Genomic DNA, 19,817 nt, shown 5'->3' on the forward strand with positions numbered 1-19,817 from the left:
CTACTTTTCCAATTCGCCCAGGATCCGGTACGCCAGCCGGACCCTGGCCTCGTTCGGATAGTTGCGGTTGGCCAGTATCACGATGCCCAGCTTCTTCGACGGCACGAATGCCACATAGCCGCCGAAGCCGTTGGTCGAACCCGTCTTGTTGATCCACACGGCCTCCTGCGGCGGCAGCGGCGGGTTCAATGCGGTCACGGGCTGGCTCTGGCTGTTGTAGTTGCCGGCATTGGCCGTCAGCAACGCGTCCAGCGTCGCCGGATAGCGCAATTGCTCCCAGGCCAGGTCCTGGGTCATGTCGCCCAGCTGGTAATAGCCGACGTGCGTCTGCGCAATCGCGCCGCGCAGTTCGGCATCGGCAAGGTTCAAGCCCATGTTCGCGTCGACGAAGCGGATCAGGTCGCGCGCGCTGGTCTTCACGCCATAGGCTTCGTCGGCCAGCACGCCCGGATTCACGCGCACGGGCGCATCCTGCTTGTTGTAGCCCTGCGCGTAGTCCGCCATCCTGGCGGCCGGCACGTCGATGTAGGTGCTGGTCAGGCCCAGCTTGGGAAACAGGTCCCGCTCCATGGCCGCCTTGAACGGCCGGTTCAGGCTCTTGGCCGCAACCACGCCCAGCATGCCGATGCTGGGGTTGGCGTAGGTGCGATACGTGCCAGCGGCATGCTCGGGCTTCCAGGCCTTGAGGTAAGCCATCATCTGCGCCTGGTTCGTGACCGCGTCGGGCACCTGCAAGGGAAAGCCGCCGGTCGTGTGCGTCCCCAGGTTGATCAGGCTCAGTTTGGCGAAGTCGCTGCCGGCGAGCTCGGGCAGATACTTGGCCGGGCTGTCGCTCAGCGCCAGGCGGCCGCGCGCCTGTGCGTAGGTTGCCAGGGTTGCCGTGTAGGTCTTGCTGATGGAGCCGATCTCGTACAGCGTGTCGCTGTCGGCCCGCCTGCCGGTTTGCCTGGATGCCACGCCATAGTTGTAGAAATGTTGCGTCCCGTTGCGGGTCACGGCGATCGACATTCCCGCAATGCCATGTTCGCGCATGACGGCCTGGACCGCCTCGTCGACCTTGCTGTCGGTCTCCGCCTGTCCGGCCTGCGCCAGCCCGCAGCCTGCGGCCATCAGCGTAAACAATCCCGTGCGCAGCATGCTGTTCAAGCGCATTCTCGTCATTCCCTGTCGTGTCGGATCGGTGGCGCCGCGACGGCGGCGCGCAAGCATCGTAACACGGCGCGGCGCCTTATTGGTACTAACCCTTGGTCTCATTCTGGGGGATTTTGGCTATCCTCGCCTCGTCGATCCAAAACCCCGCAGAAGAGACCTGCCCCCGCGGCAGGCGCCGACGGAGCAACCGCCCCGGAAACTCTCAGGCAAACAGGACTGCGCGGTCTAGACAATCTGGAGAGAGGCGCGGATTGCGCCCACCGAAGGGGAACCCGCCGCCGCCTGCGCCGCGGGTGAAGCTCTCAGGTACAGAGACAGATGGGGTGCTGCGGCCGGGTGGCCGCGGCCACTCAATCTGGAGCCATCATGCCCCGCATCGCCATCATTGGCGCCGGTATCACCGGCGTCACGTCCGCCTATGCCCTGAGCAAACTGGGATACCACGTCACCGTCTACGACCGCCAGCGCTATCCGGCCATGGAGACTTCCTACGCCAACGGCGGCCAGTTGTCGGCCAGCAACGCCGAGGTCTGGAACAGCACCGCCACCATCATGAAAGGCCTGCGCTGGCTCGGCCGCCACAACGCGCCGCTGCTGCTCAATCCCCGCTTCAGCTGGCACAAGTACTCCTGGCTGGCGCAGTTCATCGGACAGATCCGCAACTACCGCCGCAACACCATCGAGACCACGCGGCTTGCCATTGCCGCGCGCCAACACCTGTACGCCATGGCGGAAGAAGAAGGCATAGATTTCGACCTGGAGCGCCGCGGCATTCTGCATATCTACCACGACGCCGCCAGCTTCGAGATCGCGCGCCGCGCCAATGCGCTGCTGCAGGAAGGCGGGCTGGAGCGTTACGCAGTGTCGCCCGAGGAAGCGCGCAGCATCGAACCCACGCTGCAAACCCCTTGCCATGGCGGCTTCTACACGCCCTCGGACGCCACCGGCGACATCCACAAGTTCACCAGCGGCCTGGCCCGCGCCTGCGAGCGCCGCGGCGTGCGCTTCGCGCAGGACGCCGACATCCGCAACATCAGCGTGGACGGCGCGCCCTACGTGCTCGACGTCGCGCGCGAGGGCGGCGCGCGCCGCGAGCAGCACGAGGCCGACGCCATCGTCGTCTGCGCCGGCGCCGTCAGCCGGCAGTTCGCCAGGCAGCTGGGCGACACGCTCAACATCTACCCGGTCAAGGGCTATTCCATCAGCGTGCACCTGGACGACGCCGCCAGCCAGGCGGCCGCACCGCACGTCAGCCTGCTGGACGAAGCCGCCAAGATCGTCACCAGCCGCCTGGGCGACCGCTTCCGCGTGGCCGGCACGGCCGAGTTCAACGGCTTCAACATGGACATCCGCGCCGAACGCGTGCAGCCGCTGGTGGACTGGACCCGCAAGCACTTCCCCGGCATCCGAACTTCGCGCGTGGTGCCGTGGTGCGGGCTGCGTCCCATGACGCCGAGCATGATGCCCCGCGTGGGTCCGGGCAGGCGGCCCGGCGTGTTCTACAACACGGGGCATGGGCACCTGGGCTGGACCTTGTCGGCGGCGACGGCGCAGATGCTGGCGGCTAGCGTGAGGGAGGGGGTGGGAGAGGCTTGAGTTGAGGCGAGCAAACCCAGCATTGATGCAACCAGGTTTGCTCGTACCGCTTCGCCTACTTTCTGTCCGAATAATGGGATAAAAGCCGGCGGATAAGTGAACTCCAGTCTACAGTTGCACCTGTCGGTACTTGCACTGGAGGCCCATGCCGTGAAACGCTCGCATCAAGACCAGGCGATTCCATACTGCAATCGCAGCGGGGATAAGGCGGAAGCCTATGCCCTGCTCAAGCTAATCGATCGAGGCCGGCGCGAAATATCGCAGGGAAACGTCATTCCTGCGGGCCACGTCTTTGCCCAATTTGAAGCAATGGACAAAGATGCCGAGGAATGACACTCCCGATTGCATTTCTTCCGCCCGTGGTGAATCTGTTCGCGGAAATTGATCTGCAAGCTCAATAATGCAAGCTCGCTACCAATGCTCAGGTCCCGACGCTGCGCGCTCCAACTCCTTGTGTGTGTAACGCCGCGTCGGTCAATGTACTAAGGCCGCATCCCTGTCTTCGGCAGTCAGCAGTTCCGCGTCCGCATCGTGCCGGAGACTGTCCTTGCACACCTCCCCATCCTTCACAACCAGCAAGATCCTCTCCGGATCCACCAGCAGCGACAGATCCTTCAGCGGATCCCCGTCGACCATGACCACGTCCGCCAGATAGCCGGGACGCAGCATGCCCAATTCGTGCGGGCGTTGCATGATCTCGCCGCCCAGCCGAGTGGCGGACACCAGCGCTTCGGTCGGGGTCATGCCGATGTAGTCCACGAAGTATTGCAGGTCGCGGGCGTTGGTACCATGCGGCATCCAGGCAAAGCCGTAGTCGCCGCCGGGCAGGATGCGGATGCCCCGCTTGTGCATCTTGCGCAGCGACTCCGAGGCGATTTCCAGTTCGCGCTTGTAGCCCATCTGCTCGGCGATGGCGGGCGTGATGCCGTACTCGGACGCGTTGAAGGCCGTCCTGATCAGCCAGCCTATGCCCGGCGCGACGAAATGGCTGTCTTTCCTGGCTTCCAGCATGTCGAGCGCCTCTTCATCGGCAAAGCTGGCGTGGTAGATCATCTCGATGCCGTGGCGCACGCATTGCTTGACCGACTCGCTGGAACGCGCGTGCGCCGCGACACGCTTGCCATAGCGCTTGGCCTCGTTCGCCAGCATGGCGATCTCGTCTTCTGCGAACGGCGACATCTCGGCCGGCAGCCCGGCGATGTACTCGCCGGACAGATTTATCTTCAGGTGATCGACACCGTATTTGATGAAGGTGCGCGCCGAGCGCCGGATCTCTTCAGGGCCACAGCACACGCTGCCGAAGCTAAGCTCGTCGAACGGCATGTGCGGCAGCGAGTTGTCGCCCAGCGCGCCTATGGTGGTGATCTCCTGGCTGCCCGCCAGGTAACGCGGCCCCGGGCATTCGCCGGCGTTGATGGCGTTACGCAGCACCACGTCCAGGCGCGGCTTGGCCGCGGCCGCGCCGATGGCCGAGGTCCAGCCCATTTCCAGATAGCGTTTGGCCACGCGCACGCACCAGAGAATGTGCTCTTCCGGCGGCATGAACTGGATCGCCGCCAGCGTGGGCTGGTCGTTCCAGGAGAAATGCGTGTGCGCTTCCGTCATGCCGGGCATCAGGAAGCGGCCGCGTCCGTCGATGAGGCGCGCGCCCTCCCGACTCACCTGCTCGGGCGCGCGCGCGACCTGCGCGATGCGCGCGCCATCGATCAACACTTCGCCTTGAAAGGGTTCCATGCCGCTGCCATCGAAGATGGCGACATTGGTAATGGCAATTCTGGACATGACAGGTCTCCTCCGGCCCGCGTCGAGGGGCCGATTTCTTATGTTGAAACGCCAGGAAAACGTGGCCTAGCGCAGCGCCGCGTGGAACTCCCGCAGGGCCTGCATGCAGGCTTGGGGCTTTTCGTAGGTGGTCCAGTGGCCGCATCCGTCCAGCACGATGCGGCGGCTGCCCGCGATGCGCGCGGCCAGGGCGTCAACGTTGGCGGGCGGCGCCACGCCGTCCTGGTCGCCGGTAATCAGGACAGCCGGTACGCCTATCGCTTCCGCGGCGGCCGGTTGCGCATCCGCCAGCGCCTCGCAGCTTTGCGCGTAGCCTTCGGGCGGCTGGCGCATCACGCTTTCGCGCACCAGCGCCAGCACGGCGGGCTGATCCTGCCTGGTCTGGGCGCTGGTCGCGCCCTTGACGATGGCGTCGGCGATCTCCTGCATGGCCGCATCGCCGCCGCGGGCCAGCGCCGCCCGCGCGCGGATGCCGGGCCGGCCCGCGTCGGGCGGCGCGGCCAGCGGGCCGAACAGGGCCAGCGACTTGACCCGGCCCGGATGCGCCACGGCAAGATGCTGGGCCACGATGGTTCCGAGCGAATGGGCGGCGACATGCGCCGCATCGACGTCCAATGCGTCCAGCAGTCCGGCCAGCGCGTCCACATAGACAGCGATGGACAGGCGCTTTTTCCCCAACGCCGAGCGCGCGCTGCCCGGCAGGTCGGGACGGATCACGCGGAAGCCGTCGAAGGCGCCCATGACGGGCGTCCAGGTATTCGAGGAACCGCCCAGGCCGTGTATGCACAACAGTGCCGGCCCCTCGCCGTCGATCTCCACGGCCATGCCGTTGACGTGTTGCGTGCTCATGCCGCCGTCTCCCTTTATCTGAACAGTCGCTGTCTGCATCGGCATTGCGCCGACGATTTTTCAGGACTGTATCGGCGCAGGCGGCGGCGCGCTTATCGCCGGGTGCGCGGACTTATCGCAGAGTCAGATTTTGTGCCTAGTGAATACACCTAGCGTGGAGAAGCGCGCAAACGCCCATAAAATTCCCGGAGCGCCGCACCCGCCCGCACGCAAGCCCAGGCTTGCGCGGCGAGGCGATAAGAAAAACGGGAGACAGAGATGCAGGAGACCTACGCCTTGCACGAAGGCGCGTTCGGCCGCGCCGTCGTGCTGGAACTGCGCGACGACCTGATCGCGCACGCGCATGCGGAAGTGCAGCTGGCCCTGTGGCTGGGCGGCGCGCGCGTGCAGGGCCATGTCGGCCAGACTCCGGTCCCCTACAGCGAACATCTGGCGCTAGGCACCAATACGTACGAATCGCACGACGCCAGGCTGCTTGAACGGTCGGGCCCGGCCATTTTCCTGGTGCTCTACATCGCCAAGCCCTGGCTGGACGAACGGCGCGCCGCCACGGGCCGCCCCTTCCACTTCGCGGCGCCGGGCGTGCCCATCGACGCGGCGGTGCGCCAGGGCTGTTGGCGCTTGCTGCACAAGATCGTCGCGCCGCAGGACCACCCCGGCGCGGACCTGGATGCCGAGGTCGAGGCCCTGCTGCAAGCGGCGATCGAATCGTCCATCGAGCCGGATCGCCCGCGCAACCAGATGCCCGCGGCGCCGGCGCTGGACCGCCGGCTGCGCGCGGCGATCGCCTACATGCGCGAGCACGCCCATGAACCGATCACGGCGGAAGAGGTCGCCAGTCGCGTGGGCCTGTCGCGCGGCCATTTCTTCGCGCTGTTCCGAGATCAGCTCAATACCACGCCGCAAGTCTTCTGGAGCGCCGTGCGCGTCGAAGAAGCCGTGCGCCTGCTGGTACACCAGGAGCAGCCCCTGACCTCCGTGGCGCTGGACCTGGGCTTCTCCACGCCCGGCAATTTCTCCCGCTTCTTCCGCGAGCACATGGGCGTATCGCCGTCGCGTTTCAGGCGCGCGGCGACGGGCGCCGCGCAGCATCTGCTGACCGGGGTTTCCTGAGCCGCCGGCCGGCCGGAAACTGCCCTGCCCGCGCCTACGCGGTTGCGGCAGGCGCGCGCGGCCGCAAATCCACGGCGTCCGAGCCAGGCCGGTCCCGGTTGAAATGCGCCCCCCTGCTCTCACCGCGCGCACTCGCCGCCCGCACGATGAGATCAGCCGCCAGGGCGAGGTTGCGCAACTCCAGCAATTCCAGGCTCAAGCCCTCGCGCAGCAACCGCGCGTCCGTCTCTGCTCGCAGCGGACCGATGAATGCGGCCGCGCGCGCCAGCGAGGCATCGCTGCGCAGCACGCCCACGTCCCGGCTCATCAACTGGCGCAGGTCGCGCCGCAGCGGCGTCAGATCGGGAGACGCCGGCACGGCGGTTGCGTCGGCAGCCGGAGTTCGATGGGGAACATCGGCCGGCACCTGGCCCAAGATGTCTTGCGCGGCAGCCCGTCCCGTCACCACGCACTCCAGCAGCGAATTGCTGGCCAGGCGGTTGGCGCCGTGCAGTCCGGTGCAGGCGGCTTCGCCCACCGCGTACAAACCGGACAGATTGCTGCGTCCGGCCTGGTCGGCAACGATGCCGCCGCAGGTGTAATGCGCGGAGGGCGCAACCGGGATGGGAGTCGTCGTGATGTCGATGCCCAGCGCCAGGCAGCGCGCCTGGATGGTAGGAAAATGTTCCCGCAGGAATCCCGGCGATTGGTGGCTGATATCCAGGTACACGCACTCCAGCCCATGGCGTTCCATTTCGCCCTGGATCGCACGGGCGACGATATCGCGCGGCGCCAACTCGGCGCGGGCATCGTACGCCGGCATGAAGCGCGCGCCATCGGGCAGGCGCAGTATGCCGCCCTCGCCGCGCACCGCCTCGGAAATGAGGAATCCTCCCGCTTGCGCATGGTGCAGGCCGGTAGGATGGAATTGCGTGAACTCCATGTTGGCGATCCGGCAGCCCGCGCGCCAGGCCATGGCGATGCCGTCGCCGGTCGCGGCCGGCGGCGCGGTAGTCGTCTGGTATGCCTGCCCCGCGCCGCCCGTGGCCAGCACGACATGGCTGGCGGACGCATCGAAAATCCGTCCGCTGCGCAGGTCCAGCAGGCGCACGCCGCGGCAACGCGCCGCAGCCGTGCCTGCGGCGCCGTCCAGGATCAGGTCCACGGCGCAATGCGCCTGCAGCAACGTGATGCCGGGTTGCCGCCGCACGCGGTCCTCCAGCGCCGCGACGATGGCGCTGCCGGTCGCGTCCGCCGCGTGCGCGATACGGCGCAGGCCGTGCCCGCCTTCACGCGTCAGATGCAATCCGCCGAGCTCCGGCGTGAACGCGACGCCCTGCTCCTGCAGCCAGGCTATCGCGCCGCAGGCCCGGGAAATGATGTTCCGCGTGGCCGGCAGATCGCACAGGCCTGCGCCCGCGACCAGGGTGTCGTTGACGTGCGCCTCGATGCTGTCGTCGGCGCCCAGCGGCGCGGCAATGCCCCCCTGGGCGCGGTTGCTGGCGCTGTCGCGCAGTTCGCCCTTGGACACGAGGGCGACCCGTTTGCGCGGGGCCAGTTCCAGCGCCGCGGCCATGCCGGCCAGGCCGCTGCCGATGATGATGACGTCGAATTCCATGAGCGGACCTCCGGTAGTCCCTAGGCCGGCCCGACGCTGGCATACAGCGCCGTGTCGCGCGCGAAGTCGCCGCTGGCCTGCACGCGGCGCTTGCGCCGTTCCGCGAAGTCCAGCATGCGGTCGATCGGCGCCTTGGCGCGCAGGCCCAGCGCGGGGTCCAGTGTGATTTCGTTGCGACCATGCTCCAGCGTCCCGGCCAGGTTGCTCAAGGCATTCATGGCCATCCAGGGGCAATGCGCGCAGCTCTTGCAACTGGCGCTGTTGCCCGCGGTGGGCGCGGCCAGGAAGGTTTTGCCGGGCGCTGCGGCGCGCATCTTGTGCAGGATGCCCTGGTCGGTCGCGACGATCAGCAGCTCCGCGTCGAACTTGCGCGCGGCATCGATCAGCTGCGTGGTCGAGCCCACCACGTCGGCCTGCGCCAGCACGGCGGCGGGCGATTCCGGATGCGCCAGCACCCTGGCTTGCGGGTGCTCGGCGCGAAGCAGTTCCAGTTCGGTGCCCTTGAACTCGTCATGCACCAGGCAGGACCCCTGCCACAGCAGCATGTCGGCGCCGGTCTGGCGTTGCACGTAGTCGCCCAGATGGCGGTCCGGCGCCCACAGGATTTTCTCGCCGCGCGCATGCAGGTCGGCGATCACGTCCAGCGCGATCGACGAGGTCACGACCCAGTCCGCGCGCGCCTTCACTTCGGCGCTGGTATTGGCGTAGACCACCACCGTCCGATCCGGATGGGCATCGCACCAGGCGGCGAAATCGGCGGCCGGACAGCCCAGGTCCAGCGAGCAGGTGGCGTCCAGGTCCGGCATCAGGATGCGCTTGTCCGGGCTCAGGATCTTGGCGGTCTCGCCCATGAAGCGCACGCCGGCCACCACCAGCGTGCGGGCCTCATGGTCGCGGCCGAAGCGCGCCATCTCCAGCGAGTCGCCGACGCAGCCGCCGGTCTGTTCGGCCAGTTCCTGCAACTCCGCATCGACGTAATAGTGCGCGACCAGCACTGCGCGCTCCCGCGCCAGCAGTTCGCGTATGCGCGCCACGCAGGCGGCGCGTTCGCTGGCTGGCAAGGGTTCGGGCACGCGGGCCCAGGCCTGGCCGACGGCGCTGGGGCAGCTCGGTGTGGCAGGCAGATCGAATTCGACGTACCGGCGATTGGGGGTGTCCATGGACGCGTCTCCTCGCGAGATTTTATGCTCATATTGAGCATTTATTGGGCAAAAAAAGAGCACGGTTTATGCTAGTGTTGAGCATAAACCGTGTCAACGTCTCTTTTGTTACGCCGCCGCGAACCGGGGCTGCGCCCCGCCCGGCCTCAGATGAAGATCGTGCCGCGCAGGTACAACGCCGCCTGGCCGCTGATGATCACCCGGCCGTTATCCAACACCTCGCATTGCAACTGCCCCTTGCGCGCCCCGCCCTGCTGCGCGCTCAGGCTGCGCTTGCCCAGGCGTTGGGCCCAGTACGGCGCCAACGAGGTGTGCGCCGAGCCGGTCACCGGATCCTCGTTCACGCCCACCCGCGGCCCGAACCAGCGCGACACGAAGTCGAACTGCCCAGACGGCGCCGTCACCGCCACGCCGCGCGTGTCGAAGCCCGCGAGCGCGGCGAAGTCCGGCCTCAGGGCATCGATGCGCGATTCATCGTCGATCACCACCAGATAGTCGTCCGTCTTGTAGAACGCCTGCGCGCCCGGCAGGCCCAGCGCCTGCAGCAGGCCCGGCGGGATCGGCTGCGCTTCGGGCCGCTTGGCCGGAAAATCCATCGCCAGCCGGTCGCCCGCGCGACGCACCTGCAGTTCGCCGCTGCGCGTGGCAAAGCGCAGCACGTCTTCCGTTGCGCCCAGCTGTTCGAACAGCACCCAGGCCGATGCCAGCGTGGCATGGCCGCACAGGTCCACCTCCACCGCGGGGGTGAACCAGCGCAGCTCGTGGACATCGCCCTTGCGCACGAAGTAGGCGGTTTCGGACAGGTTGTTTTCTTCTGCGATGCGTTGCAGCGTTTCGTCCGGCAGCCAGGCCTGCAGCGGCACGACCGCCGCGGGGTTGCCGCCGAAGGGCGCGGCAGTGAAGGCGTCTACCTGATAGATGTCGAGTTGCGGCATGGCGGGTCCTGGTTGATGGCTGAGGTTGCGCGTCGGAACGCGAGCCGGCATTTTCCTACGAAAACGCCGGCTTCGATCGTGGCGGCCTGCCCGCTAGACCGTGCGCACGAACAGCGCCCTCAGCTTGTTCCAGAAATCCCCACCCAGCACGAAGAAGCTGGCAATCAGCATGAGGTCTCCGGCCAGCTGGGCCTGCCACAGATTGGGCCGCAGGCCTGGCCACATTTCGTCTATGTAGGGTTCCAGCGCCGAGGTCAGGATGGGCAGCAGGAACATGACCAGGCCGATGGCATGGCGCACGGGGCCAACCTTCTGCACGGGAGCGAGTTTCTTGGCCTGGCCGAACACGATGGACTTCAGCCGCTGGAAGCCCTCCTTGCCCATGACTGCGATGCAGCTCAGCAGCAAGACCTTGTTGGCGATGAAGATGGTGCCGGTCAACGCGGCGATGCGCGGACCCGGCACGTCCATATAGCCCGCCACCGGAAGGAGGAACCACAGGGCGAAGGCGATGATGAACAATCCGATCCCGCATTTGAAGCGCCACCCCGCCGAGTGCGAGGGTGGGGCCGGTTCGTCTGGCAATGACATGGCTGCCTCCTGATTCAAGCGTCTGAGGGGACTGCGGTTGAAGGATTCCGCCGGGATTCCCGGCTGTCCGGCGCCCGGGGTTCGAGCAGGCGCAGCATCAGGCAGGCATAGAGCGTGACGCCGATGAACAAGCCCATGCGCACCGCGAACGCGGTGTAGACGTCCTTGCCGGCGGCGCTGTCCTGCACTGACTGGCCCAGCAGGATGACGAGCGTCACCAGCGTGTTCAGCCAGAAGCTGGGCGGATGGCGGGTCGGAACCAGCCGGTAGAGCTTGCGCGCGGCCATGAGGCCGAACAGCAGCATCCAGAGAAAGAACATCCACAGGTTCACGAACAGGCTCAAGGCGCACCAGAAGGCGACCGCCAGCGCGCCGCCCAGCAGGGTCGAGCCCAGCAGTTCGCGGGCCGCGCCCTGCGCGGCGGTGACGCAGCTCTGGCGCCCCAGGCTGACCGATTTCAGGATGATGGGCATGTAGCCCAGCGGGTCGGTCAGCGCCAGCAGAAAGGCCGGCATCACCACGAGCGCGGCCCGCAGGGCCAGCCGGCTGGCCGCGTCCGGCGGCAGGACCGGCGCCGCGGGCGGCGCGGGCGCGGCCGCTGGCTCGGGGAACAGCAGATGGCAGCCGCCCAGCGCCAGGACCGCGACCAGCAGCCCTTTGCCCAGCGCTTCGATCACCAGGGCGGCCAGCGCGAAGTCGACGGTGCCGGCGGCGGAAATCATGGTCAACCCGATGATGAGAAAGGTCGACAGCAGGTTGTTGCCGCCGCGCAGGCCGTGACGGAAGGCGAAGTAAAGGCACAGTGCGATGAGCAGCACCCCGCTCAAAGGGTAGTAGCGCAGCAAGGGACTCAGCAGCAGGCCGATCGCGGTGGCAAGCAGCGCCATCAGCAGCAGGCCCAGCCCGCTCTTGAACGACAGGGGCCGGTTCATCGATGCCAACAGCATGACGCCCAGCACCGGCGCGACCATGGGGATGGGCAGGGCCAGGCCGTAGCTGATGGCCGTGCAGAAGGCGGTGCCCGCGCCCACGCGCAGGGCGCGTCGCCCGCGAGGATCGGGATCAGTATGCATAGGAAAGCCAGCTCATCAGCCGCATGTATGCGCGGCCCAGCAGGTTGAGCGGATTGCCGGAACTGGGAAACGCCATGACCTCGGCCTGGCCGCCCACGCGCACGCCGCTCAACGCCGGCAAGTCGCCGGGATCGAATTCCACAATGACTGGAAAGCGCTGCGCGGGCCGCAGCCAGTCGCGGCTGTTCTGCACCGTGGGCAGGCTGCCGGGCGGCGTGCCGGGCCCCACGTTGACGCCATACCCGACGCTGCGCACGCGGCCCTTGAAGATCTGCCCGGGCAGCGCGTCCAGGATGATGGCCACCGGCGTGCCGGGCTCCATGTGGCCGAGGTTGTTCTCGGTCATTTCAGCGCTGATCCAGACGTCGTGGATCGCGATCAGCGTCATGACGGGATTGCCGGCGGCGGCGAATTGCCCGGCGTCGGTGCGCAGGTCGGTGATCAGGCCTGCGGAACGCGCCCGCACCTGCGTATTGGCCAGGTCCAGCTCGGCTTTCTCCAGGGCGGCGGCGGCGCTGCGCAGCTTGGCGTTGTCTTCCTCGCTGCCGCCTTCCTGTTCGCGCGCGCGCTGCACCTCGGCGCGCGCGGCCGCGACCTGGCTGATGGCCTGCGTCAGATTCGCCCGCGCGATTTCCAGCCGCCGCAGCGATACGGTGCCCTGATCCTGGCGGTATAACCCTTCGAGCCGGGTGCTGTCCTGGCGGGCTTTCAGCTCGTTGGCCTGCGCCGCGCGCAAAGAGGCCTGCGCCGAATCGATGCCCGCGGTGCCGGCGCCGATCTGCCTGCGCGTGGATTCCAGGTCCGCGCGGGCGCGGTCGACGGCAATGCGGTAATGCTCCGGGTCGACGTCGAACAGCGCCGCGCCAGCTTCGACGTCCTGGTTGTTGCGCACATACACCCGGGTCACGCGCCCCGAAACCTCGGAGGCCACCGGCACGACAAAGGCCTGCACCCGCGCCTGCTGCGTGTACGGCGTATAGCGGTCGGCCAGCAGATACCAGGCCAGGCTCAGCACGATGAACAGGACCGTCCAAAGGACGCCCTTTTTTGCGGGATCCGGCGCGGGGGCCGCGGCGGGCGGGGACGGCGAGTCACTCATCGGATCGCACCTTTTGCGCGGACACGGCGGCGGCGGAGGCAGGCGCCGGTTCGGATAGCAGATCGCCCCAATCGGTGCGCTGCCGCATCTGTTCGCGGGTCGCCGGGTCGAGCACCGGCTCCGCGCTATACCAGCCGCCGCCCAGGGCCTTGTAGAGGGCGATGAGGTCGCTCACGGCGCCGCCCCGGTTCACGACGTACGCATCCTGCTGGACGGCCAGCGCCTGCTGCGCGTCCAGTACCCGCTGGAAATCGGTATAGCCTTCGCGGTAGAGCGCGTTGGCCAGCGTGAGCGAACGCCCCGCGGCCTGCGCCGACTGCTGCAGGATGCCGTCGCGTTCCAGCGCCTTGATCAGGCCGCTGGCCGCGTCGTCGGCTTCGCGCGCCGCCTGCCGGACGTCGTCCTGGTAGGCCACGATCAGCTGCTGCAGCCGGGCGTCCTGCACCCGCACATTGTTTTGCAGGCGGCCGTGGTCGAACACGTTCCAGCTGAGGACGGGGCCGGCCAGCAGCGCGGCGCCGCCCGCCGTGCCCGCCAACGAGGTGGCGGACCAGGCGATGCTGCCCAGCAAGGTCAGCGAGGGATAGAGGTCCGCCGCGGCCACGCCCACCTGCGCCGACTGCGCGGCGATGCGCAGTTCGGCTGCGCGGACGTCGGGACGGCGCAGCAGCAGATTGGCGGGCACGTCCTGCAGCACGGCGCGGTCGACCAGCGGCACCTCCGCCGTCTTGTCGTCCAGTTCCGGCATGGGACCGGGCGGCCGGCCCGCCAGGACCGCCAGGGCGTTGCGGGTCCGCATGATCTGGCTTTCGAATTCGGGAATGGTGCCGAGCGTGCTCAGGTACTGCGTGCGGGCCTGCTGCAGGTCCAGTTCGTCGGTCTCGCCGCTGCGGAACAGCTTTTGCGTGATTTCGTAGCTGCGCTTCTGGATGGCGGCATTGTCGCGGGCGATCCGCAGCCGCGCCTCGGCGGTGCGCAGCGCGTAGTAGCTCTCGGCCACCTGCGCGTGCAGCAGCACCAGCACGTCGTCGCGATTGGCCTGGGCCTCGAAGTACAGGGCGTCGGCCGACTCGATGGCGCGGCTGAACCGGCCCCAGAAGTCCAGCTCCCAGCCTATGTCGAAGCCGGCGCTGTATTGCCAGAAGCTGCTGGGGCGCGGGTTGCCTTCGGCCGAACGCGAGGACCGGTGCTGGTAAAGGGCGTTGGCCCCGACCACCTGGGATTGCGGGTAGCGCCCGCTCTGGGCGATGCCCAGCTGCGCGCGCGCTTCCATGATGCGCAGGCCGGCGATGCGCAGGCCCGCGTTATTGGCGTCGGCCTGGGCAATCAGGGCCTCCAGGATGGGATCGCCGAAGATCTGCCACCACTGCCGGGCGTCCGGCTGCAATTGCTGGCGGCTGGCCTGCTGCAGCGCGGGTGTGCTCCAGTCCGCGGCCCAGCTGGTGCGCTGGGGCTCGAAGTCCGGCCCCACACGCATGCAGCCGCCCAGGCAGAGCATGCCGATCAGCAACAGCCGATTCGAACAGGTCAGCGGCGACATCGGGTATCGGGTCCGTGTAGAGCCTAACCGCCAAGGTCCACGACGCAGCTCCAGCCTTGCCGAAGCGCGGCGTGCGAATTGATTCTATTGACCTTTTCCGCTTACCGCCAGCGGATCGTTTTGACGCAGGCACTAGATAAAAAGTACTGCTGCGGCGAGCTTGTGTACAAGCGCCAACGGTCGGCGCTACAGTGAAAAATTCGAACCCTCCCACCCTTACCGCGCAGCATATTCTGGAGTCCGTCATGAACGCTCAGAAGAAAGCAGCAACAGAGGACAAACCGCTGGCGCAAGCCAAGCTCTCGGGCAAGAAATACGCCGAGGAACTGGCCCGGCTGCACGTGGAACTGGTCAGGCTCCAGGAATGGGTCAGCCAGACGGGCGCCAAGGTCTGCATCCTTTTCGAAGGACGCGACGGCGCCGGCAAGGGCGGGACGATCAAGGCAATCACCGAGCGCGTCAGCCCGCGCGTGTTCCGGGTGATCGCCCTGCCCGCCCCCTCGGACCGCGAGAAAACCCAGATGTACGTGCAGCGCTACCTGCCCCACCTGCCGGCGGCGGGCGAGATCGTGATCTTCGACCGCAGCTGGTACAACCGGGCCGGCGTCGAGCGGGTGATGGGATTCTGCTCCAAGGACGACGTCAAGATCTTCCTGAAAGGCGTGCCGCTGGTTGAACGGGCCATCATCGGCTCGGGCATCATCCTGCTGAAGTACTGGCTGGAAGTCAGCGAGGAAGAACAGACCCGCAGGCTGCAAGCCCGCATCACGGACGAGCGCAAGGTCTGGAAGCTGACCAAGATGGACCTGGATTCCTACAGCCGCTGGTACGACTACTCGCGCGCCCGCGACGACATGTTCGCGGCCACGGACACCAGCGTATCGCCCTGGTTCGTGGCGCAGTCGGACGACAAGAAAAAGGCGCGCCTGAACATCATCAGCCACCTGCTCTCCCAGATTCCGTACAAGCGCATGCCGCGGGCCAAGGTCAAGCTGCCCAAGCGGCAGAAGGCGGGCGGCTACCGCGATCCGGGGCATCCGTTGCGCATGGTCCCCGCCAAATTCTGAGCGGCGCTCGCCTCCGACGCCCGCGGAGTCCCCAAGGAGAACGATCATGGCTGCCCTGCTGATCAACCAAGTGGAAGAAAGCACCTCGGACGAGGACATCCGGAGTTTTCTCATGAAGTACGGCTTTCCGTCCTTCGACCGCATCCAGCGCGTGCCGAGCGAGGGGGAGCGCCCAGCCGTCCTGGTGACGTTTGACGGCACGGGTCCCGAGGAGTTGCGTGCGCTCGCGCCCCGCATCCATCAGGTGTTCTGGAAAAACCACACCATCGCGGTGCTGGTGATGCGCGAGCCCATCGAATAAGGGGCCGCATTGCACCCGTCCAAATCGTGACCAGATGTGCTTTTTAAGGGTTTGTCCCAGGATTCCGGCTGTCGATTTCCGGTCAACTCGTACGTCGTGTCAGTACGCACAACTTTCCTGAAAGGCGGACTCACCATGACTACCGGAACCGTAACCCTCCACCGCGTAATGCGCGCGCCGGCCGAACGCATCTATCGGGCCTTCCTGGAGCCCGACGCGATCGCGCGCTGGCTTCCCCCTTACGGCTACACCTGCCAGGTCCATCAACTGGACGCCAGGGTCGGCGGCATGCACAAGATGTCGTTCCGCAATTTCGGCACGGGCCATAGCCACGACTTCGGCGGCGAATACCTGGAACTGGCGCCGGGCCAGAAGATCCGCTATTCAGACCAGTTCGACGATCCGAACCTGCCCGGCCGCATGCAGACCACCGTTACGCTGCGGCAGGTCGCCTGCGGCACGGAGGTGAGCATCGTGCAGGAAGGCATACCGGCGGCGATACCGCCGGAGATGTGCTATCTGGGCTGGCAGGAGTCGCTGGCGCAACTGATGCGGCTGGTGGAACCGGAGATTCCCGAGTGAGGGGCGGGCCTGCCGCCCGCCTTCACTTCTTTCTGGCGATGAACTGCACCACGCATGCCGGTCCCGTGTGGAATATGCCCTCGATGACGTCGCGTTCGATTTCCCGCGCAAGCAGCACCTGGCAATCCGGAAACTCCTGCTCCAGGTCCGCGCGCGCCATCAGCATGTCCGCATCCGGGGGGCCGCCAGTGCCACGGCCGAACTGCGCCTTCCGGTATGCCTCCAGCAAGATGATGCCGCCTGGCCGCAAGGACCGTTCTGCCAGGCGGTGCAGTCTCTTGCGCACATGGCTGGGCGTGTGGGCGAAGATCGACACGACGGCGCCAAAGGAGTCCGGCGGCGGCTCGTACTCGGCCAAGTCCGCCTTTTCGGTGCGGATCGATACACCCTGCGCCCCCGCCAGCCTGCGCGCCTTGGCCAGTCCGACCGCGGAGCCGTCCACGCCAAGCACGTCCAGACCCAACGAGGCCAAGAAAACGGCATTGCGTCCCTCTCCTTCGGCCAGGCTTAGCACCGGCCCGCAGAGCAGGCCGGCGTTTTCCGCCAGGAAGGCGTTCGGCTCGGTTCCATACACGTATTCTTCAACGGCGTAGCGTTCATCCCACATCTGCTTGAACTCCCAGGTTGCTGGTCAGTGGCCGCGGCAAGAAAACACTTCCAGTTCGCCGCGTGCCGGAATGCAGATAGTCTTTCACTTCAAGTCGACTTGAGGTCAAGCAAAAGGAGCCCGTGCATGGCAGAAAAGTCCCCCGCAAAATCGGTGAAAACCAGCAGGCAGGCAGATTCAGATTCGCAACCCGTCCTGCTGTCAGGCGGCAATCCCCAGATCGCCAAAGGCGCGGGCGACGCGCCGGTGCAGGCCTACATCGCGGCCATGCCGGGCTGGAAAAGCGATCTCGGACGCCGCCTGGACGCGTTGATCGAGCGCGCCGCGCCCGGCGTGCAGAAGGCGGTCAAGTGGAACTCGCCGCTGTATGGCCTGGACGGCCAGGCCTGGTTCCTGAGCATCCATTGCTTTACCAAGTACGTGAAGGTAGCGTTCTTTCGCGGCGCGCAGCTGCGGCCCGTGCCGCCGGGGCCATCCAAGAGCCAGGACACGCGTTATCTCGACATCCGCGAGGACGACGAGCTGGACGAAGCGCAGTTCATGGACTGGGTGCAGCAGGCCAGCGCGCTGCCCGGCGAACGGATGTAGGCGCGGATCCAGGCATTCAGCCGCCCTCGGGCCGGGATGTTAGCGCCGTGCCCGGCGCTTCTTCCCGGCGGCGGCCTGCGGCCCGGCAGCGCCGGACAGCAGGTCCTGCACCAGCTCGATGACCCGCTCGGCGGTCGGGGACAGCGTGCGGCGCGCGCGGTGGATGACGCTGTAGGTCAGCGGGCCGGCGGCGGGATAGGAGAGCGGCAAGGGCTCCAGCACGCCCTGCGCCAGCTCGGCCGCGATGGCCTCGCGCGTGCAGAACAGCACCACGTCGCTACCCAGCGCCACCTCGCGCAGCGTGGCGACGCTGTCGCATTCGAAGGCGATGGGCAGGTCTTCCGGGCGCGCCACCTGGTACAGCCGGGCCAGGTACTCGCGCGCCCGCAGCGGCAGGTCGGTGGCGGCCAGCCGGTACTGCGCCAGCGCGGCGCGCAGCCGCGGCTTGCCCAGGCCCTGCAGCGGATGGCCGGCGCGCGTGAACAGGCCGCCGTGCTGCGGCGGCAAGGGCCGCACCGAAAAGTCATCGGGCGGTGGCAGGCTGTGCGTCACGGCCACCGCGAAATCCAGCTTGTCCTGCTGCAGCTTGTCCAGCAGGCGCTGCCAGCTTTCGATCTCGACGTGCACGCTCAAGCCCGGATGTTCGCGCGCGATGCGCACCAGCAGCTGCGACAGGAAGCCGGCCGCCGGAAACGCCCCCACGCCCAGATTCACGCGGCCCGTGTCGTGGCCGCGGATCAATTCGGCTTCGCGCCGCAGGTCGCGGGTTTCTGCCAGGATGCGCTGCGCGCGCTCCAGCACCATGCGCCCGGCCTGCGTGGGCGTGACGCCCGTGGACGCCCGGTCCACCAGCACCAGGCCCAGCGAGTCCTCCAGCGACTGGATGCTGCGGGTCAACGCGGACTGCGTCAGATGCAGCCGCTGCGCCGCGCGGGAGTAGTGCTTTTCCTCGACGAGCACGGCGTAGTGCTGGAGCGACCGTATTGTGAGGCTCATGTATTTTTCTCATCAATATTGCGCCAAATATGCATTTGATTGAGCGCAAAGGCAAGACTACAAAAGACTTGCCGCGACGGAAAATTGCAGCGCCGGCGCCCTGTGGTGAACCTCATTCCAGAGCAATGCCTGACATTGCCTACCCCCAGGAGGAGACAATATGAACCGCAAGTCGTTCTTGAAGCTGTTGGGTAGCGGCGGGGCTGCCATGCTGGGCGCCCTGGCCTGTCTTTCGGCGGCGGCCGCGCCGGTGACGCAGGCCCCGCCCTGGCCGGGCGGCGGCAAGCCCATCCGCCTGGTGGTGCCGTTTCCGGCCGGGTCCGGGTCGGACGCGCTGGCGCGCATGCTGGCGATGAAGGTCACGCAACGCACCGGGGCGCCAGTCATCGTCGACAACAAGCCCGGCGCCGGCACCATGATAGGCGCGCAGGAAGTGGCCCGCGCCAGCCCTGATGGCTACACCCTGCTCTACACCATCGTCGTCACGCACACGCAGAATCCGCATCTGTACAAGAAGCTGCCCTACGACCCGGTGAAGGATTTCACCCCGGTCATCCAGGTGGTGCGCTCGGCCACCGTGCTGGTCGCCAACAAGGACGCGCCCTTTTCGACCACGGCGCAGATGATCGACTACGCGCGGGCCAATCCTGGCAAGCTGAACTTCGCTTCCTACAGCCCCGGGTCCACCTCGCATCTGAACGGCGAGATACTCAAGCAGCAGACCGGCATCGACATCGTGCACGTGCCCTACAAGGGCACCGCCGACGCCAGCCGCGCGCTGTTGGCGGGCGACGTCCAGGTCTATTTCGACGGCACGGCCACCGCCGTGGAGAACGCGCGCGCCGGCAAGGTCAAGCTGCTGGGTCCGGCCACCGACCGCCGCCTGAGCGTGCTGCCGGACCTGCCCACCCTGATGGAGCAAGGCATACCCGGGCTGGACATCGTCGGCTGGCAGGGCATTTTCGGCCCCGGCGACATGCCGCCGGCGCTGGCGGAGCGCGTGGCCCAGGTGTTCCGCGAGGCGCTGGAAACACCCGAAGTGACGCAGAGCATCGTGTCGCAGGGCAATGAGGTCAGCGGCGCGGGACCGAAGGAATTCTCGCAGATCGTCCAGCGGGACAGCGAACGCTGGGGCGCGGTGATCAAGCGCATCGGCCTGGTCCTCCAATAAACCCGGCGCGTATCGAAA

Annotated in this window: 20 protein-coding genes and 2 riboswitches; of the genes, 8 read left to right on the forward strand and 12 right to left on the reverse strand. The window is 67.0% G+C overall.

Features of this window, described 5'->3' with window-relative positions; genetic code table 11:
* Positions 1-1,161: a class C beta-lactamase gene (ampC, locus tag NGK62_RS30450; protein ID WP_410469176.1), complete on the reverse strand. Its 1,161-nt coding sequence runs from the start codon at positions 1,159-1,161 to the stop codon at positions 1-3.
* 128 nt (positions 1,162-1,289) lie between these two features.
* Positions 1,290-1,381, forward strand: a riboswitch (glycine riboswitch).
* 1 nt (position 1,382) lies between these two features.
* Positions 1,383-1,474: riboswitch (glycine riboswitch) on the forward strand.
* Between the two features lie 44 nt (positions 1,475-1,518).
* On the opposite strand from ampC, the gene NGK62_RS30455 reads away from it, so the two are divergent.
* Positions 1,519-2,748 carry a D-amino acid dehydrogenase gene (locus NGK62_RS30455; RefSeq protein WP_251881843.1) on the forward strand — a complete coding sequence of 410 codons (1,230 nt, stop codon included), beginning with the start codon at positions 1,519-1,521 and terminating at the stop codon, positions 2,746-2,748.
* A gap of 150 nt (positions 2,749-2,898) precedes the next feature.
* A complete protein-coding gene (locus tag NGK62_RS30460) occupies positions 2,899-3,081 on the forward strand; it encodes a hypothetical protein (RefSeq protein WP_124260413.1) in 183 nt (60 codons plus the stop codon).
* A 141-nt stretch (positions 3,082-3,222) separates the two neighbouring features.
* Here NGK62_RS30460 and NGK62_RS30465 read toward each other — a convergent pair whose 3' ends face one another.
* Both NGK62_RS30465 and NGK62_RS30470 read right to left on the reverse strand, forming a co-directional pair.
* Positions 3,223-4,530, reverse strand: coding sequence for a metal-dependent hydrolase family protein (locus NGK62_RS30465; RefSeq protein WP_251881845.1), 1,308 nt, complete (start codon positions 4,528-4,530; stop codon positions 3,223-3,225).
* Positions 4,531-4,596: 66 nt separating this feature from the next.
* Positions 4,597-5,379 carry an alpha/beta fold hydrolase gene (locus NGK62_RS30470; protein ID WP_251881847.1) on the reverse strand — a complete coding sequence of 261 codons (783 nt, stop codon included), beginning with the start codon at positions 5,377-5,379 and terminating at the stop codon, positions 4,597-4,599.
* Between the two features lie 258 nt (positions 5,380-5,637).
* Between NGK62_RS30470 and NGK62_RS30475 the strand changes: the two genes are divergently transcribed.
* Positions 5,638-6,492 carry a helix-turn-helix domain-containing protein gene (locus tag NGK62_RS30475; RefSeq protein ID WP_059372584.1) on the forward strand — a complete coding sequence of 285 codons (855 nt, stop codon included), beginning with the start codon at positions 5,638-5,640 and terminating at the stop codon, positions 6,490-6,492.
* A 34-nt stretch (positions 6,493-6,526) separates the two neighbouring features.
* On the opposite strand, the gene nadB is transcribed toward NGK62_RS30475, so the two are convergent.
* From nadB to NGK62_RS30510, 7 genes are all read right to left on the reverse strand, one after another.
* A complete protein-coding gene (gene nadB / locus NGK62_RS30480; protein WP_251881849.1) occupies positions 6,527-8,089 on the reverse strand; it encodes an L-aspartate oxidase in 1,563 nt (520 codons plus the stop codon).
* Positions 8,090-8,109: 20 nt separating this feature from the next.
* A complete protein-coding gene (gene nadA, locus NGK62_RS30485) occupies positions 8,110-9,249 on the reverse strand; it encodes a quinolinate synthase NadA (protein ID WP_251881851.1) in 1,140 nt (379 codons plus the stop codon).
* Positions 9,250-9,395: 146 nt separating this feature from the next.
* Positions 9,396-10,184 carry a PhzF family phenazine biosynthesis protein gene (locus tag NGK62_RS30490; protein WP_251881853.1) on the reverse strand — a complete coding sequence of 263 codons (789 nt, stop codon included), beginning with the start codon at positions 10,182-10,184 and terminating at the stop codon, positions 9,396-9,398.
* A 93-nt stretch (positions 10,185-10,277) separates the two neighbouring features.
* Positions 10,278-10,775, reverse strand: a complete 498-nt coding sequence (locus NGK62_RS30495) for a transporter suffix domain-containing protein (protein ID WP_059372576.1) — start codon at positions 10,773-10,775, stop codon at positions 10,278-10,280.
* 14 nt (positions 10,776-10,789) lie between these two features.
* Positions 10,790-11,848 carry a DUF2955 domain-containing protein gene (locus tag NGK62_RS30500; RefSeq protein WP_251881855.1) on the reverse strand — a complete coding sequence of 353 codons (1,059 nt, stop codon included), beginning with the start codon at positions 11,846-11,848 and terminating at the stop codon, positions 10,790-10,792.
* The gene (locus NGK62_RS30505) at positions 11,838-12,947 is read right to left on the reverse strand and encodes an HlyD family secretion protein (RefSeq protein ID WP_251881857.1); all 1,110 of its coding nucleotides are present in this window, start codon (positions 12,945-12,947) and stop codon (positions 11,838-11,840) included. Before NGK62_RS30505 ends, NGK62_RS30500 begins: the two co-directional genes overlap by 11 nt.
* The gene (locus tag NGK62_RS30510; protein WP_059372566.1) at positions 12,940-14,487 is read right to left on the reverse strand and encodes an efflux transporter outer membrane subunit; all 1,548 of its coding nucleotides are present in this window, start codon (positions 14,485-14,487) and stop codon (positions 12,940-12,942) included. Before NGK62_RS30510 ends, NGK62_RS30505 begins: the two co-directional genes overlap by 8 nt.
* Before the next feature lie 245 nt (positions 14,488-14,732).
* On the opposite strand from NGK62_RS30510, the gene ppk2 reads away from it, so the two are divergent.
* From ppk2 to NGK62_RS30525, 3 genes are all read left to right on the forward strand, one after another.
* A complete protein-coding gene (gene ppk2 / locus NGK62_RS30515; RefSeq protein ID WP_059372564.1) occupies positions 14,733-15,554 on the forward strand; it encodes a polyphosphate kinase 2 in 822 nt (273 codons plus the stop codon).
* A 46-nt stretch (positions 15,555-15,600) separates the two neighbouring features.
* Positions 15,601-15,855, forward strand: coding sequence for a hypothetical protein (locus NGK62_RS30520; protein ID WP_059372561.1), 255 nt, complete (start codon positions 15,601-15,603; stop codon positions 15,853-15,855).
* A gap of 135 nt (positions 15,856-15,990) precedes the next feature.
* Positions 15,991-16,437 carry an SRPBCC family protein gene (locus tag NGK62_RS30525; protein ID WP_059372558.1) on the forward strand — a complete coding sequence of 149 codons (447 nt, stop codon included), beginning with the start codon at positions 15,991-15,993 and terminating at the stop codon, positions 16,435-16,437.
* A gap of 22 nt (positions 16,438-16,459) precedes the next feature.
* Here the strand turns inward: NGK62_RS30525 and NGK62_RS30530 are convergent, their stop codons facing one another.
* The gene (locus NGK62_RS30530; RefSeq protein WP_118932488.1) at positions 16,460-17,044 is read right to left on the reverse strand and encodes an SAM-dependent methyltransferase; all 585 of its coding nucleotides are present in this window, start codon (positions 17,042-17,044) and stop codon (positions 16,460-16,462) included.
* 126 nt (positions 17,045-17,170) lie between these two features.
* On the opposite strand from NGK62_RS30530, the gene NGK62_RS30535 reads away from it, so the two are divergent.
* Positions 17,171-17,632, forward strand: coding sequence for a DUF1801 domain-containing protein (locus NGK62_RS30535; RefSeq protein ID WP_059372553.1), 462 nt, complete (start codon positions 17,171-17,173; stop codon positions 17,630-17,632).
* Between the two features lie 39 nt (positions 17,633-17,671).
* Here the strand turns inward: NGK62_RS30535 and NGK62_RS30540 are convergent, their stop codons facing one another.
* Positions 17,672-18,628, reverse strand: a complete 957-nt coding sequence (locus tag NGK62_RS30540; protein WP_251881859.1) for a LysR family transcriptional regulator — start codon at positions 18,626-18,628, stop codon at positions 17,672-17,674.
* A 160-nt stretch (positions 18,629-18,788) separates the two neighbouring features.
* Here NGK62_RS30540 and NGK62_RS30545 point away from each other — a divergent pair, with 160 nt between their 5' ends.
* The gene (locus tag NGK62_RS30545; RefSeq protein WP_251881861.1) at positions 18,789-19,799 is read left to right on the forward strand and encodes a Bug family tripartite tricarboxylate transporter substrate binding protein; all 1,011 of its coding nucleotides are present in this window, start codon (positions 18,789-18,791) and stop codon (positions 19,797-19,799) included.
* The last annotated feature ends 18 nt before the right edge of the window (positions 19,800-19,817 follow it).

Origin of the sequence: Achromobacter sp. Marseille-Q4954, assembly GCF_943737025.1 — a bacterium.
In the GTDB taxonomy this organism is placed as follows: Bacteria; Pseudomonadota; Gammaproteobacteria; order Burkholderiales; family Burkholderiaceae_B; genus Achromobacter; species Achromobacter bronchisepticus_A.